This is a genomic window from Nocardiopsis sp. LDBS1602, assembly GCF_035818715.1.
GTDB lineage: Bacteria > Actinomycetota > Actinomycetes > Streptosporangiales > Streptosporangiaceae > Nocardiopsis > Nocardiopsis alba.
In genome coordinates this window covers 259,123-272,939 of the sequence record NZ_JAYLVW010000001.1, presented here as the reverse complement: position 1 = coordinate 272,939, position 13,817 = coordinate 259,123, and the positions used below count along the sequence as shown (strand labels likewise).

Here is a 13,817-nt window from a genome sequence, read left to right as displayed (position 1 = left end):
GTCATCCTGTCGGGGTCCGACCGGTCCCGTCCACGATTTTTCGACGCGGTGAGGCCGAGGTTCAGGCCGCTGTCTGCTCCGCGAGCCGTTCGGCGACTCCGCGGGGTTCACGTCCGAGGAGTTCGGACAGCAGCGGGGTGGTCTCGGCGAAATGGCCCTCGCGGGCCGCCCGATACCAGGTGAGCATGAACCGGGCCGCCGGTTCGGGGAGGCCGGCCGTGATCTGGTCGGCGACCCACCGTTCGTCGTCCACGACGACGCGCTCGATGGTGCGGCCGGTGAGTTCGGAGGCGATGGCCGCGATGTCCCCGAGGGTGAGGGCGGTGGGCGCCGCGAGGGTGACGGGGCCGTCGATGCGGCGGTCGCCGGCGAGGATCGCCGCGGTCGCCTCGGCCACGTCGGCTCGGTCGGTGTACGGGACGGGGCCGTCCGCGGGCAGGGCGATCTCCCCGGTCCGTGACCACGGGCCGAGCACCTGGTCGAGCGGGCCGTAGGCGCCGTTGCGCAGGACCGTCCAGGCGAGACCGGACTCGGCCAGGGCCGCCTCGGTGTCGATGTGGATCCGCGACGGCGGGTACGGGTTGCCGGGGACGGCGGCCTGCTGTCCGGTGTAGACGATCCTCTGGACACCGGCGTCGACGGCGGCCTCGATCGCGTCGCGGTGCAGGGCGACGATGTCGGCGGTCGGATCGTTGCCGGACACCAGCAGTACCTGTTCCGCTCCGGCGAAGGAGTCGCGCAGAGCGGCCGGATCCTCGTAGGAGCCTCGCCGCACGCGGACGCCGCGGTCGGCGAAGTGCCGCGCTCTGGTCTCGTCACGGACGCTGACGCCGATCCGCCCGGCGGGCAGGCGCCGGAGGAGGTGCTCGACGGTGGCGCCGCCCAGACCGCCGGTCGCACCGGTCACCACGATCATGGTCACACCCTTCGTTCATAAACTGACCGGGGTGGTCAGTTTCGCTCATGACCCCGACCCTAGGTAACCTGACCCTGTAGGTCAATTTATGGTGGCGACGACGAGGGCGGTGTGGAGATGAGCGGTGGAGTGTCATCGAGGCCTCGGCTGCGCGCCGACGCCGAACGCAACGCCGCCCAGATCAGGCGCGCCGCGATCGACGCCTTCCGGGGGCGGGGCCTCACCGTGCCTCTGGAGGAGGTCGCCAAGGCGGCCGGGGTGAGCAAGGCGACGATCTTCAACCGCTTCGGCGGCCGGATCGGCCTCATCGACGCGGTCATCGAAGAGGTCGTCGCGGTCGAACTGCGCGCCATCGTCGACCGCACCCGCTCCATCGACGACGCCGGGGAACGACTCGCGTACTACGTCACCGCGATCCGCGACCTCCAGTACCGTCAGCCGGCCGCCAACGACACCATGTTGCAGGTCTATCCCGAGGCTCGAAGCCTCATGGAGATCTGTCGGATCGCCGGCGAGATCAACGAGGAGCTCATCTCGGCGAGCCGGGCCTCGGGGGCGCTGCGCCCCGAGTTCACCGTGGACGACCTCCACGCGCTCGTGCACGACAACGCGCTCGCGCTCAAGCACGGCCCTCTCCCCCGGCGGGAGGGCTACGACCGCCGCACCGTCTTCCTCCTCGATGGGATGCGCGCCCGATAGAGGGGCGCGAAGCCCTCCCGCTTCAACGGGTTCTCGGTGGCGGACGAGAGGGACGGTGGGCGTGGGACGGTGGACGGGCCTCACGCCGACGACCACCCCTCGTCCCTCTCCCGTAGGGCACCCTCCTTTGAGAGAATGAGGGTCCGGACCCTCACCAGACGGCCCCCACGGCGACTGCACCCGGCCGAGGCACCGAAGACCCTGTTCGGCGAGACCCGCTCGAGGTGCGTATGTCCTCCGCTCAGCCGCGTCCGTCCCTGCCCGAAGAGTTCCTGCTCCTGTCCCACCACCCGCACGGGCGCCTCGACGATCCCGACCTCACCGCGTTGGGATGCGCGCTCGCCGAGCTCGGCGAACTGGTGCTCCGCCGCGACCTGTGGCTCGCCACCAAGAAGACGCGACTATTCGGCCTGGACGTCTACTCGCTGTCGGGCAGGATCCACCTCCAGTCCTCCGCCCCCACCGGCCTGGCCTGGGCCGACGAGATCCTCTCCGAGGTGGGGGCCATGACGGTCTCGCGGGGTGGGCCGATCCGCCTGGACGCCTGGATCCGGCACCGCGACTCCAGAGCGCTGTCCCTGCACGAGGAGGCCTTGATCGGTCGCGGCCTCCTACGGCCCTCGAGAATTCGTGGGCACCGCGTTCCGGACCCCGCCGTGTGCGACACGCTCGTCATCTGGCTCCAGGCGATCGCCGAGGAACGTGCCTCGATGGACGAACGGATGCTGTTCCTGTTCGACCTCGTGACCGGTGCCCGTCTGGGCGAGCACCTCGGGGTGACCCTCAAGACGCGCCAACGGTTCGATCGGGCCCGGGGCATCGGGGCCGTGGCGGGACTGTCGGAGGACATGCGGGACGCCAGCACGGTGCTGTCCGAGAAACTCACCCTCTACCGGGCCCGGAGCAGGGGAGGCAATGGAGACGGTGGGGATGGCGGTGACGGCGGGGGCGAATAGGGGCCGTGCCCCGCCCCGGGCCGGGACGAGAACCGATCCCCTCGACCACCCCCTCGCCCCCACCCGCGCGAACGGCGGAACACCCCCTCGGAAACGGACGCGTTCGGCGGTGGCCCCCTGGAACCGGCGCGCACGACGATGGGACGGACAACGGCCACGCGATGGGCACCCGAACGTTCCCCCAAGGCGAACGCCTTCGCCCCCCGTCGCGCGGCGGCCGAACCCGGAAGGGCGGACGACGCCCCCGGAGAAACGGCGACCGGCCCCGATCGCCCCGAACGAAGGAGGAGACGAATGAAGGCGGCACGCTTCTACGGCAAGGAGGACCTGCGCGTCGAGGAGGTCCCCGAACCGGTTCCGGGTCCGGGCCAGGTGAAACTGCGCAACGCCTTCGCGGGCATCTGCGGCTCCGACCTCCACTTCTTCTTCTATCCCGAGTCGCTGCCGTTCGACCTGGACCGGCCCCACCCTCTGAGCGGTGCCACGCTGCCGCAGATCCTCGGCCACGAGTTCTCCGGCACGGTCGTCGAGGTCGGTGAGGGTGTGACGGACGTGAAGGTCGGAGATATCGGCGCCGTCTACCCGCTGGCGGTCTCCTGTGGCACGTGCTCCGCCTGTCGTAAGGGGCTGCCCTTCTCCTGCCCGCTGATGGGGGCGGTCGGTTCGAACGTCGAGGGCGGCGGCCTGGCCGAGTACACCACCTGTGACGCGTCTCAGCTGCACGTCCTACCGGAAGGTGTCGATCTGCGTCTGGGTGCCCTCGTCGAGCCGATGGCGGTGGGCTGGCACGCCGTCTCGCGTGGCGGCGTCGAGCCGGGCGGCAGCGCGCTCGTCGCGGGAGCCGGTCCGATCGGTATCGGCACCTGGTTCGCGCTCAAGGCCCGCGGTGTGGAGAAGGTGCTCGTGTCCGAGCCGAGCGCGGACCGTCGCGCGATCATGTCCGCGCTGGGCGCGCGTGTCGTCGACCCGGTCGGCGAGGACCTGCCCGCCGCCGTCGCTTCGCTCACCGGCGGCGAGGGTGTCGACATCGCCGTGGACGCCGCAGGCGCGGGCCCGGCCATCACCTCGGCCCTGGCCGCTCTGGCCCCCGGTGGGCGGCTGGTGGTCGCGGCTCTGCACGAGCAACCGATGGACTTCCAGCCCACGGGGCTCAGCATGGCCGAGACCGAGATCGTCGGCGCGGTCGGTTACCGGCCCGAGGAGTTCGACGCGGTCATCTCGGCCATGGCCGACGGGTTCTACGACACCACCGGCTGGGTCCAGGAGCTGCCGTTGGAGAGCGCCGTCGACGCCATCCGGTCCCTGCGCGCAGGAATCGGCGGGAAGATCCTCCTGAAGGTCGGCTGAACCACCTCGAACGGTCCGGTGCGGGTCCCCTTTCCTCGAAGGCTCCCGCGCCGGACCGCGGTGTGTCCGCGATACGTCGCCGGGCCGGGTGCGCGAACGGCGGCTCTCCACCGCCGAGACCGCAACGTTCGGCGGTTCCACGCGAAGCGCCCCGCGGGCGACGATCGACCCATACCGTGACCAGGCGCTATAGACCGAGGAGCCTCATGTCCACCGCCCTTCCCCGTCCTCCGTTCGATCCGGAGCTCGAAGCCGTCCTCTCCGCCCTCGCCGACCGGATCCCGCCGACCATGACCGCGGAGATGATCCCGGACATGCGCCGGTCCTCGCCGGTGGAGATCGGCGACGCGACGTTCGACGCCATGGACCTGACCAGACGCGACGTCACCATCCCCGGCTACCTGGGCGACGAGATCACCGTCTCGGTGATCACCCGACGCGACCACCGGGAACCCGGCCCGGGGGTGTACCACACACACGGAGGAGGCATGGTCTCCGGCGACCGCTTCTCCGGCCTGCTCCACGTCCTGCCGTGGGTCGTCGAACACGACGCGGTCCTGGTCACCGTCGACTACCGCCTCGCCCCCGAGCACCCCGACCCCTACCCGGTCGAGGACTGCTACGCGGGACTGCTCTGGACCGCCGACCACGCCTGGAAGCTCGGCATGGACCCCGACCGGCTGATCATCGCGGGGCAGAGCGCCGGAGGGGGCCTCGCCGCGGGCACCGCCCTGTTGGCGCGCGACCGGCGGGGGCCGTCCCTGCTCGGCCAGGTGCTCATCTATCCGATGCTCGACGACCGGGACCGGACGGTCTCCTCCGCCCAGTACGACTCCGTCGGCATCTGGGACCGGGGCAGCAACGTCATGGGCTGGACCGCGCTCCTCGGGGAGAGGCGCGGAACCGACGAGGTGTCGATCTACGCCGCGCCCGCCCGCGCCACCGACCTCACGGGGCTGCCGCCCGCCTTCATCGACTGCGGCTCGGCCGAGGTCTTCCGCGACGAGGACGTCGCCTACGCGACCGCCCTCTGGCACGCGGGGGTCCAGACCGAACTCCACGTCTGGCCCGGCGGGTTCCACGGCTTCGACCTGACCGCCCCGCACACCGCCCTCGCGCACGCGATGACGTCCGCCCGTGACGCCTGGGTGGCTCGTACCCTGGGACTTTGAGGGCCCGGCCGCCGGACTCGACGGTTCGGGGGCAAGGCGAGGAGGAACGCGCGTGCACCAGTTGGTCGGACGGTTGAACTCACTCGACCCGCAGGCGAGTGAGACCCTGCGGATCGTGTCGTACTTCGACGTCCTCATCGCCCGTAACGCCGGTCTCGACGGTCTCCTGCGCGGCGCCGCCGTCCTGTCGGGGACGGTCGCCGGGGCCGAGATCCGAGGGCGGGTGAACCGGCGCGACCCCGACGGGCATGCTCCCGCCGAGGCGGCCGACGTCCGGCTGCGTTCCTCTCGCCGCTCCGATGGCGACTGGACGGTGTGGCTCGAACGGGACGGCGAGCCGGGGCCCGACGACGAGATGATCGTGGAACGGCTCGCCCTGGGGGTCGAATTGATCGAGGCGCGCCGGCGTCCCGAACACGGTCTCGACGCGATCATCGACGCGGCGCGTCCGATCACCGAACGCGTGAGCCTGCTCGCCGAACGTCGGATCGACCCGGCCACGCCGGTGCGGATCCTGGCGGTCCCGGCGGACGCCCCCGAGGTCGAGGGGGCGCCCTCGGCGATCGTTCCGACCCGGTACGGGCTCCTGAGGGCCGTGCTCGACCTCTACGGCAAGGTCACTCCGCCCGAACCTGTCGGGCTCGGGATCCGGGTTCGCGCCGATCGGGCGCCCGAGTCCTGGGAGGCGGCCGTCGTCGCGCTGCGGCTGACGGAGGCCTCCGTGCCCGTGGTCGACGCCGCCGATCTCGGGGCGATGCTCCTTCTCGCACAGGCCTACGATCCGCGGAACCCGCACGAGGACGTACGCGCCCTCGCCGGGCTCGACCGACGTGCCGCCGAGATACTCCTGGCCCTGGTGGAGGCCGATAGCCTCCGCTCGGCCGCGACCACTCTGGGGATGCACCACTCCACCGTTCAGGCTCGTCATGAGGCCTTGACCCACGCTCTGGGGTACGACCCGCGCGGTCACGTCGGCAAGATGCGCTACATCGCCGCCGCGCTGTTGTTGCGTCTCACCGAGCCGTTGCCCCCGCTCCGTTGGAAGGGCGCCCGCCGGGTCTCGGCGGACCGCTCTCCGACGAGCGGCGGGCGATGAGCGCCGAACCCGCCACGAACGGCGGGTGACCCGACCGGGGAGAGCGTCGTTGACTCGAGGTGGATCCACCACACGTCACGGGCCGACCGGTCCCCCCGATCGTGGGGAACACGACCGAGGTCGTCGGCCCGCCGACCGTCGTTCGACGGAGAAACGGAGCGTCCCATGACTCGACCCCGGAAAGAGGCGGCACTCGTCACCGGAGCGGCGTCCGGTATCGGTCTCGGTATCGCGCGGGCACTCGCCGCCGAGGGAACGAGGATCGCGCTCGTCGACGTCGACGAGGCACGGCTCGCGAGAGCGGAGAAGGAGCTGCGGGACGCCGGGGGCACGGTCGTGGCCCTGCCGTTCGACGTCGGCGACGTCGACGGTTGGGAGAACCTGGCCGACCGGGCCGAGGAGGCGCTCGGTCCGATCTCGCTCCTGTGCAACGTCGCCGGTGTCAACGGCGGCGGGGCCGTCGACCGGACCCCGCTCCAGGTATGGCGCTGGGTGCACGGCGTCAACCTCGACGCGCAGTTCGCCGCCGCGGCGACGTTCATCCCCCGGTTCAGGAGGCGCGGCGGTCGCGGCCACATCCTGAACACCGCCTCCGTCGCCGGTCTGGTCCCCATGGCCGGTGTCGCGGCCTACACCTCCTCCAAGGCCGCGAGCGTGGGACTGTCGATGGCGCTGCGCGAGGACCTCGAAGGCACCGACATCGACGTCTCGCTGCTCATCCCGGGTGCGGTCGCCACATCGATCAACCTCAACGCCGGATCCGCCGAGGCGGAACTGCTCGGACGAGAGGTGGACACGGCCGCCATCGAGCGGAACGGCGCGCTGCTCGCTCAGGGGGCCGACCCCGACCGTGTCGGCGAGCAGGTGGTCGAGGCCCTACGAGCGCGGGAGTTCGTGATCGTCACCCATCGGGAGTGGGGCCCGGTCGTAGAGCGCGTCCACCGCGAGATCGAGCGGGCCTACGACGAGTTCGATGGACGGCACGGACCGGACCCGGTCGTGCCCGTCATGGCGATGGGCGAGGGTCCGCGGCCTGCCCTGGGGTGACCTTCTCGCGCGTTCACCTCTCGATGGTGTGACCGAACGTGGCCGACCGGCCTCGGTCTGGCCCGGGACCGGTCGGCGGCTCGCTATCGTGATGGGCGACCCCGACGAGCCTGTCCCCTTTTCAGGAGCACCGATGAGCGAGCAGCAGCCCAAGAAGGACCTCCCTCCGGAGGCCATGGGGAACGAGAAGTGGCACGACACCACCGACGCGGTATGGATGCGCTCCTCGCTCTCCGATCCGGAGTCGGAGGCGATCGTGGAGGTCGCCGAGTTCGACGACGGCTTCCGGGCCGTACGCGACGGCAAGTCCCCGGAGAAGGGCACGCTGTTCTTCACCCCCGCCGAATGGGAGGCCTTCACCCTGGGTGCGAGGGACGGAGAGTTCGACATCCCCGAGGAACACCTCACCGAAGAGGAGATCGCCCTCCAGCGCGAGCGCGCGAACCAACCCGCCGAATGGGTACCCTCCCCGCTGCTCACCCCCAAGGCCCGCGAGGAATACGAACGCCGCCGGGCCGCCAAGGCCTGACGAGACGGCGTACCCCCGGTCTGCTTCCCCGTGGTGGACCGTGGTGGTGGAACGGCGAGCGCGGCGGCCCCTACTTACCGCTGTAGACGGGGAAGCCGCTGTGCTCGCCGTAGTCCCGCATGCGCACGTTCCGCAGAGCGTCCATGTCCTCGTCGGAGATGACGAAGTCGACCTGGGCGTTGGCGCGCATGTGCTCGGGGTTCGCGGTCTTGGGCAGTGAAACGGTGCCCAGCTGGAGGGTGTAGCGGATGCACAGCTGTGGGACGCTCACGCCGTACCTCTCGGCCATCGCCGCGACGTCCGTGTTCTCCAACATCCGTCCGTGGGCGATCGGCGAGTAGGCCTCGACCAGGATGTCCTCGCTCTCGCAGAAGGCGATGAGCTCGGACGGGGTGTTGCCGACGTGGACGAGCAGCTGGTTCACCTGCGGTGCGACGGTGCAGGAGCCGAGGATGTTCTCCAGGTCGGACCGCAGGAAGTTGGAGACCCCGATGGAACGGATCCTGCCGGTGCCGTACGCGTCCTCCAGGGCCCGCCAGGCCTCGCGGTTGCCCTCGGCGTAGTCGTCGCCGCGGAAATCGTCCCAGGGCTGCGGGCTGTGGATGAGCATCAGATCGATGTGGTCCAGCCCCAGGTCGGCGAGCGACCCCTCGATCGCGGCGACCGCCCGGTCGTAGTCCTTGATCTCCGCGGCCAGCTTCGTGGACACGAACAGGTCCTCACGGGCGATATCGGCGGTGCTCACCCCATGCCCGACCCCGCGCTCGTTGCCGTAGGCCTGCGCGGTGTCGATGTTGCGGTAGCCGATCTCGACGGCCTCGCGTACCGCCCGCGCCACCTCGTCGTCGTCGATGAACCACGTGCCCAGCCCCACCTTGGGGATGGCCACGCCGTTGGACAGCGTGTAGGTCTCGTTCAGGATCGTCATGTTCCGCCCCTTCCCGCCCGAGCCGGCCGTACCGCTCTCCGGTGATCGGTTCGAGCCCCGCGTCGTGGCCTTCGTGGCTCGAGGAGCACGGCCCCGATGGCGACGTTCTCGCTGGTGAGCATGTGCAGATACCTCTGCCCGACGAGGCTCTGGGCGTAAACCTCGCGCCCCTCGCCCCGGTGGCGGGGAGGGGATCGCTCGTTCCCCGCCCTCCCCACACCCACGAAGGTTCTTTCGGGGGGATGGATCGGGCCAGGTTTCGGGAAAATCGGTTTCCGCGCCCACTCCACCGGTCAACCACCTGTGCGGGGTGCCACCCCGTGCCGGGTCTCGTGGCGCGAGGTCCCGAACCCTCGCGTCCACTCGGATCCGTCCGGCGAGTGCTCCCCCGGTGAGCGAGTTCCGCTCCCGCGCGACACCGACCGAAGCGGAGTAGGGAAGATGTCCGAGCACAAGGTGGTCCTGGAGCAGGCGGCCCGGGAGTTCGCCGACGTCAACGCGAACGAGCCCTTCATCTACCAGGTCCCGCCCGAGCAGGGCCGGCAGATCCTGGAGGACGTCCAGAGCGGCAAGGGCGTGCCCAAGCCCGAGGTGGTCGACGCGTGGTTCACCGTGGAGGGCGGTCCCACCGGCCAGGTGCCGGTACGGGTCGTGCGTCCGCCCGGGGCCACCGGGGTCCTGCCGGTGATCCTCTACGTCCACGGGGCGGGCTGGGTCTTCGGGAGCGCGAACACCCACGACCGGCTGGTGCGGGAGCTGTGCGTGCGCACCGGCGCGGCGGTGGTCTTCCCCGAATACGACCGCTCACCCGAGGCGAGGTATCCGACCGCGATCGAGCAGGGATACGCGGTGGCCCGCTGGGTGGTCGAGCACGGCGCCGAGAAGGATCTGGACGGAACCCGCATGGCGGTGTGCGGGGACTCGGTGGGCGGCAACATGGCCACGGTGCTGACGTTGATGGCCCAGGACCGGGGGGACGTGTCGTTCAAGGGTCAGGCGTTGCTGTACCCGGTGACCGACGCCGACTTCGACACCGATTCCTACCACGAGTTCGCCACCGGCTACTTCCTGAACCGGGACGGCATGATCTGGTTCTGGGACCAGTACACGACCGACCCCGATGAGCGGGCGCAGGTCTACGCCTCGCCGCTGCGGGCGTCGCTGTACCAGCTACGCGAACTGCCTCCGGCGATCGTGCTCAACGGGGAGGCCGACGTGCTGCGCGACGAGGGCGAGGCGTACGCGAATCGGTTGCGGGAGGCGGGGGTGCCGGTGACGGCGGTCCGCTTCCAGGGCATGATCCACGACTTCATGATGATCGACAGCATGCGCGACACCCACGCCAATCAGGCGGCGCTGAGGTTGACGTCGGACTTCCTGGCCGACGTGCTGGAGACCCGGTCGACGGTGCCCAGGCAGCAGGCCGGGCAGCGGTCGGGGGCGTATTCGCGCTGAGGTGATCGTCGGCGGAGGCGAAGACGCCCCCGCCGACGTCGCCCGCGGGGCCGGGGCCGGCCCGCGTGGGTCATCGACCGGCCGGGGCCGCCGGGTTCCTTCGCTCGGACAGCCAGGCGCGGTAGCGGCGCAGCGCCCGACGTTGCCCGAGGCGTTCCGAGATCAGGGCGTAGGCCGGAAGGGTGCCGGGGCGCGGCGCCCTGCCCCGGGCGACGCGGCGGAGTTGGTGGCGGACCCGCGCCATGCTCGCCGCCGAGGCCAGCGCCTTGTTCGACCAGGTCACCGGCGGCATCGACCGGCCGGTCTCACGGTGTTCCCGCCAGAGCAGGGGAAGGTCGGGGGTGAGGGACAGGGCGGTGCCCATCCCGACGACCGCCACGCCGTCGGCGACGACCTTCTCGGCGGTCTCGCGTCGGGTCACGCCGCCGGTGAGCATCAACGGTAGCGGGCTGGTCGCCACCAGCTCCCGTGCCAGGTCCAGGAAGTAGGCCTCTCGGGCCCGTGTGCGTTCGTCGGCGGAGCGGCCGGTCATCGCGGGGCTCTCGTAGCTGCCGCCGGACAGTTCGACCAGGTCGACGCCGAGCGGTTCGAGCATCGCGATCACCCGACGCGCGTCGTCCACGTCGAAGCCGCCGCGTTGGAAGTCGGCGGAGTTGAGCTTCACCGCGACCGCGAAGGTCGGTGAGACGGTGGCCCGGATCGCGCGGACCACGTCCAGCAGCGTCCGCGCCCGGTTCTCCAGCGATCCGCCCCAGGCGTCGGTGCGCTTGTTGACCAGTGGGGACAGGAACTGGGACAGCAGGTATCCGTGCGCCGCGTGGATCTCCACCCCGTCGAACCCGGCCTGTTCGGCGCGGGTCGCCGTGACCGCGAACCGCTCCACGGTGGCCTCGATCTGTTCGGGGGTCATGGCGGTGGGGCGGCCGAAGTTCTTGCTGAGCCGGCCCAGCTCGACGCCGACGGCGGACGGAGCCCACACGACGCCGGGCATGTCGGCCTGGACCTGGCGGCCGGGGTGGTTGATCTGCATCCACACGGTCGAGCCGCCGGACTTGGCGGCCTGTGCCCACCGGGTGAACGGTTCCAGCGGGGAGGCCTCGTCGAGGACGATACCGGCCGGTCCGGTGAGCGCTTCGGCGTGCACCATGACGTTCCCGGTGATGAGCAGGCCCGTTCCGCCCGCCGACCAGCGCCGGTACAGCTCCAGGAGTCGGTGGTCGGGCAGTTGGCCCTCGCCCGCCATGTTCTCCTCCATGGCGGCCTTGGCGATCCGGTTGCCCAGAACCGCCCCGGAGCGCAGACGCAGAGGTGAGTACAGTCCACCGGCCATCGGAATCGGCCCCTTCTTCGGATTCGCTACCATGTGTGCACTGCTCACATTAGATGGGCAATGTGTGCACTGTAAACATGAGGGAGTGTGATCCGTGTCGCGGGCCAAGAGCACCTACCACCACGGCGACCTGCGGGCCGCCTGCGTCAGCGCGGCCCGAGAGCTCCTCGAGGAGGACGGCGGGGCCGCGCTGTCCCTGCGCGCGGTGGCCAAACGCGCCGGGGTGTCGGCGACCGCCCCCTACCGTCACTTCGCGGACCGCGACGCGCTCGTCTCCGCCGTCGCGGCCGAGGGCTATCGCGAACTCGCCGAACATCTGGCGCGGGCCCACCCCTCCCCCGAGACCCCCGACGACCTGGCCGAGATCGCCATCGCCTACGTCCACTTCGCCTTGGAACACCCGGCGCTGTTCCGGGCGATGTTCGCCGAACCCTGCGACCCCGCGCACGAGGAACGGGCCGCCGCGACCGCCGCCATCCGGGCCTACGTCCACGGTCTCGTGCGCGCCGTCTTCCCCGAGGCCGAGCCCGAGGCGCTCTCCACGGCGGTGTGGTCGCTCGTCCACGGGCTGGCCTTCCTGCACCTGGACGGCAAGCTCGACGCCACGGACCCGGAGGAGATCGCCGGAAGGATCCGTTCCACCGTGCGGGCGATGCTCACCGCCGGAGCGGCGGTCGAACCGAGGTAGTGGGGGCGAGCGAACGACTCGAACGGTGGCCTTCGACGTGCCGGAGAGTTCACCCGCACCGTGCAGGCACTTCGACACCGAGGAACAAGACGAAAAGCCCTATCGTTCTGTCATGTTCTGGCCGCAAGCGGTCACCGTCGAGTCCTCTCCGTCCCACGACCGGTCGGTATCGTGTTGGTACCCCCGCCACCGAAACCCCCATGGACCGGTCGATGAACGCCTGCCCTACCTGCCATCGGACGGACCGGAGCTCCCGTGTGACCGCCATCGTGCGCGGCGGAACCAGCCGCGGTTCGGGGTCGGGAACGTCATGGCACAGTGGTTCCTTCATCACCTCTGGACCGGATTCCGCCTATATCGGCGGGTCGACCAGCCACCACGAGTTCTCCTCCCACGGGCAGACCGACCTCGCCAGGGCCCTGACGCTCGACACGGGTGACCGCCCGAGCCACGCCTGGTTCGTCGTCGGAGGCACCGCGCTGGTCCTCCTGCTGATGATCATGTTCGGCCTGGTCGACCAGGTCATGTGGGCGCTACTGCTGGGGGTGGCCCTCGCCGTGGCGGTCGCGTCCGGCGACGCGCGGGCCGGCTGCGGCTGCCTCTTCCTCCTTCTCATCGTGGCCCTCATCTGGGAGTTGGCCACCGGGCGGGACTCACGGGTCGTGGTCAATGTCCTCACCTACGTGGCTCCGGTGGTGGCCCTCATCGGGATCGGAGGAGGAGCGATCGCCTGGAAGAGGTACAACGACGAAGCGCCCGAACGCGCACGACGCCTTCGTGTATGGTCACGCCTCTTCCATTGCTCACGAGACGATCTGGTCTTCGACCCCGAAACCGGGGAGTACGCCTCCGTGCCACAGATGGACTTCCTCATCGACCGCCTACGCTGACCGGACCTCGGTGTCGAGCGAGTCGGCCTTCCCGGCGAATAACAGCGAAGGCCCGATGAGAGGTAACGTCGTGCGGCGGACAGCCACTCGACACCGGAAGAGACCCGTGAAGCCCCGATGTCCGGCCTGCGACGGAACAGGCACCCTGCACGAACCGGTCGTCCCGGTCACCCAGTACGCCTCCCCCGAACTGATCGAGAGGATCGTCTACGCAGGGCACGACCCCGGCGACGACCCGGCCTGGGCGATATCCGGGGCGACCTCCCGCGAGGAGTACGGCGCCTGGTGCGGCCACGCCTGTGGCATGGCGTGCCTGCGCATGGTCCTCGCCCACCGCGATGGCGACGCTCCCCCGCTCCTCGAACTCCTGCACGGGACCCGCGAGGCGGGCGGCTACGTGGAACGGCCCGACGGCACGGTGAAGGGCCTGATCTACGCGCCCTTCGTCGAATACGTCCGCGACACCCACCGGCTGGACTCCCGCGTACGCACCGACCTGGACACCGAGGCGCTGCGCTCGGAACTGGACCGGGGCCGGATGGTGATCGCGTCGGTGCACAAGGAGATCCGCCGCCCCGAGCGCGCGGCACCGGGGAAGGGCGGACATCTGGTTCTGGTCATCGGCCACCGGGACGGGCTCCTCCACTTCAGGAACCCCTCCGGGCATCGGCCCGACACGGTCTCGGCGACGGTGGCGGAGGCGACCTTCGCGACGTTCTTCGCCGGGCGGGGCGTCGTCGTGGACCCCACCCGGTATCTGTGAA

General features: G+C 70.5%; 14 protein-coding genes. 11 read left to right on the top strand and 3 right to left on the bottom strand.

Annotation, left to right across the window (positions count from 1 at the left end):
• Positions 1–61: 61 nt before the first annotated feature.
• Positions 62–916, bottom strand: coding sequence for an NmrA family NAD(P)-binding protein (locus U9J66_RS01250; protein ID WP_326336727.1), 855 nt, complete (start codon positions 914–916; stop codon positions 62–64).
• Positions 917–1,033: 117 nt separating this feature from the next.
• Between U9J66_RS01250 and U9J66_RS01245 the strand changes: the two genes are divergently transcribed.
• The 7 genes from U9J66_RS01245 (at position 1,034) to U9J66_RS01215 (ending at position 7,762) form a co-directional block, all read left to right on the top strand.
• Positions 1,034–1,615: a TetR/AcrR family transcriptional regulator gene (locus U9J66_RS01245; protein ID WP_161112169.1), complete on the top strand. Its 582-nt coding sequence runs from the start codon at positions 1,034–1,036 to the stop codon at positions 1,613–1,615.
• 230 nt (positions 1,616–1,845) lie between these two features.
• A complete protein-coding gene (locus U9J66_RS01240; RefSeq protein ID WP_326336726.1) occupies positions 1,846–2,571 on the top strand; it encodes a GOLPH3/VPS74 family protein in 726 nt (241 codons plus the stop codon).
• Between the two features lie 294 nt (positions 2,572–2,865).
• The gene (locus U9J66_RS01235) at positions 2,866–3,918 is read left to right on the top strand and encodes a 2,3-butanediol dehydrogenase (RefSeq protein ID WP_326336725.1); all 1,053 of its coding nucleotides are present in this window, start codon (positions 2,866–2,868) and stop codon (positions 3,916–3,918) included.
• Positions 3,919–4,124: 206 nt separating this feature from the next.
• Positions 4,125–5,090: an alpha/beta hydrolase gene (locus tag U9J66_RS01230; RefSeq protein WP_326336724.1), complete on the top strand. Its 966-nt coding sequence runs from the start codon at positions 4,125–4,127 to the stop codon at positions 5,088–5,090.
• 52 nt (positions 5,091–5,142) lie between these two features.
• The gene (locus U9J66_RS01225; protein ID WP_326336723.1) at positions 5,143–6,186 is read left to right on the top strand and encodes a hypothetical protein; all 1,044 of its coding nucleotides are present in this window, start codon (positions 5,143–5,145) and stop codon (positions 6,184–6,186) included.
• 165 nt (positions 6,187–6,351) lie between these two features.
• Positions 6,352–7,233, top strand: a complete 882-nt coding sequence (locus tag U9J66_RS01220) for an SDR family NAD(P)-dependent oxidoreductase (protein WP_326336722.1) — start codon at positions 6,352–6,354, stop codon at positions 7,231–7,233.
• A gap of 133 nt (positions 7,234–7,366) precedes the next feature.
• Positions 7,367–7,762, top strand: a complete 396-nt coding sequence (locus U9J66_RS01215) for a DUF397 domain-containing protein (RefSeq protein WP_041562025.1) — start codon at positions 7,367–7,369, stop codon at positions 7,760–7,762.
• Between the two features lie 70 nt (positions 7,763–7,832).
• On the opposite strand, the gene U9J66_RS01210 is transcribed toward U9J66_RS01215, so the two are convergent.
• Positions 7,833–8,690, bottom strand: coding sequence for an aldo/keto reductase (locus U9J66_RS01210; RefSeq protein ID WP_042285568.1), 858 nt, complete (start codon positions 8,688–8,690; stop codon positions 7,833–7,835).
• A 441-nt stretch (positions 8,691–9,131) separates the two neighbouring features.
• Here U9J66_RS01210 and U9J66_RS01205 point away from each other — a divergent pair, with 441 nt between their 5' ends.
• Positions 9,132–10,145 carry an alpha/beta hydrolase gene (locus U9J66_RS01205; RefSeq protein WP_042285566.1) on the top strand — a complete coding sequence of 338 codons (1,014 nt, stop codon included), beginning with the start codon at positions 9,132–9,134 and terminating at the stop codon, positions 10,143–10,145.
• A gap of 70 nt (positions 10,146–10,215) precedes the next feature.
• Here U9J66_RS01205 and U9J66_RS01200 read toward each other — a convergent pair whose 3' ends face one another.
• Positions 10,216–11,475 carry an NADH:flavin oxidoreductase/NADH oxidase family protein gene (locus U9J66_RS01200; RefSeq protein WP_161112171.1) on the bottom strand — a complete coding sequence of 420 codons (1,260 nt, stop codon included), beginning with the start codon at positions 11,473–11,475 and terminating at the stop codon, positions 10,216–10,218.
• A 94-nt stretch (positions 11,476–11,569) separates the two neighbouring features.
• On the opposite strand from U9J66_RS01200, the gene U9J66_RS01195 reads away from it, so the two are divergent.
• From U9J66_RS01195 to U9J66_RS01185, 3 genes are all read left to right on the top strand, one after another.
• Positions 11,570–12,163, top strand: coding sequence for a TetR/AcrR family transcriptional regulator (locus U9J66_RS01195; protein WP_326336721.1), 594 nt, complete (start codon positions 11,570–11,572; stop codon positions 12,161–12,163).
• Between the two features lie 257 nt (positions 12,164–12,420).
• Positions 12,421–13,053 carry a hypothetical protein gene (locus U9J66_RS01190; RefSeq protein ID WP_326336719.1) on the top strand — a complete coding sequence of 211 codons (633 nt, stop codon included), beginning with the start codon at positions 12,421–12,423 and terminating at the stop codon, positions 13,051–13,053.
• 106 nt (positions 13,054–13,159) lie between these two features.
• Positions 13,160–13,816, top strand: a complete 657-nt coding sequence (locus U9J66_RS01185; RefSeq protein WP_326336717.1) for a C39 family peptidase — start codon at positions 13,160–13,162, stop codon at positions 13,814–13,816.
• The last annotated feature ends 1 nt before the right edge of the window (position 13,817 follow it).

Excerpts from the sequence above, each read along its gene's own strand:
- U9J66_RS01250 (WP_326336727.1), bottom strand. The coding sequence starts at position 916 with ATGATCGTGGTGACCGGTGCGACCGGCGGTCTGGGCGGCGCCACCGTC.
- U9J66_RS01245 (WP_161112169.1), top strand. The coding sequence starts at position 1,034 with ATGAGCGGTGGAGTGTCATCGAGGCCTCGGCTGCGCGCCGACGCCGAA.
- U9J66_RS01240 (WP_326336726.1), top strand. The coding sequence starts at position 1,846 with ATGTCCTCCGCTCAGCCGCGTCCGTCCCTGCCCGAAGAGTTCCTGCTC.
- U9J66_RS01235 (WP_326336725.1), top strand. The coding sequence starts at position 2,866 with ATGAAGGCGGCACGCTTCTACGGCAAGGAGGACCTGCGCGTCGAGGAG.
- U9J66_RS01230 (WP_326336724.1), top strand. The coding sequence starts at position 4,125 with ATGTCCACCGCCCTTCCCCGTCCTCCGTTCGATCCGGAGCTCGAAGCC.
- U9J66_RS01220 (WP_326336722.1), top strand. The coding sequence starts at position 6,352 with ATGACTCGACCCCGGAAAGAGGCGGCACTCGTCACCGGAGCGGCGTCC.
- U9J66_RS01215 (WP_041562025.1), top strand. The coding sequence starts at position 7,367 with ATGAGCGAGCAGCAGCCCAAGAAGGACCTCCCTCCGGAGGCCATGGGG.
- U9J66_RS01210 (WP_042285568.1), bottom strand. The coding sequence starts at position 8,690 with ATGACGATCCTGAACGAGACCTACACGCTGTCCAACGGCGTGGCCATC.
- U9J66_RS01205 (WP_042285566.1), top strand. The coding sequence starts at position 9,132 with ATGTCCGAGCACAAGGTGGTCCTGGAGCAGGCGGCCCGGGAGTTCGCC.
- U9J66_RS01200 (WP_161112171.1), bottom strand. The coding sequence starts at position 11,475 with ATGGCCGGTGGACTGTACTCACCTCTGCGTCTGCGCTCCGGGGCGGTT.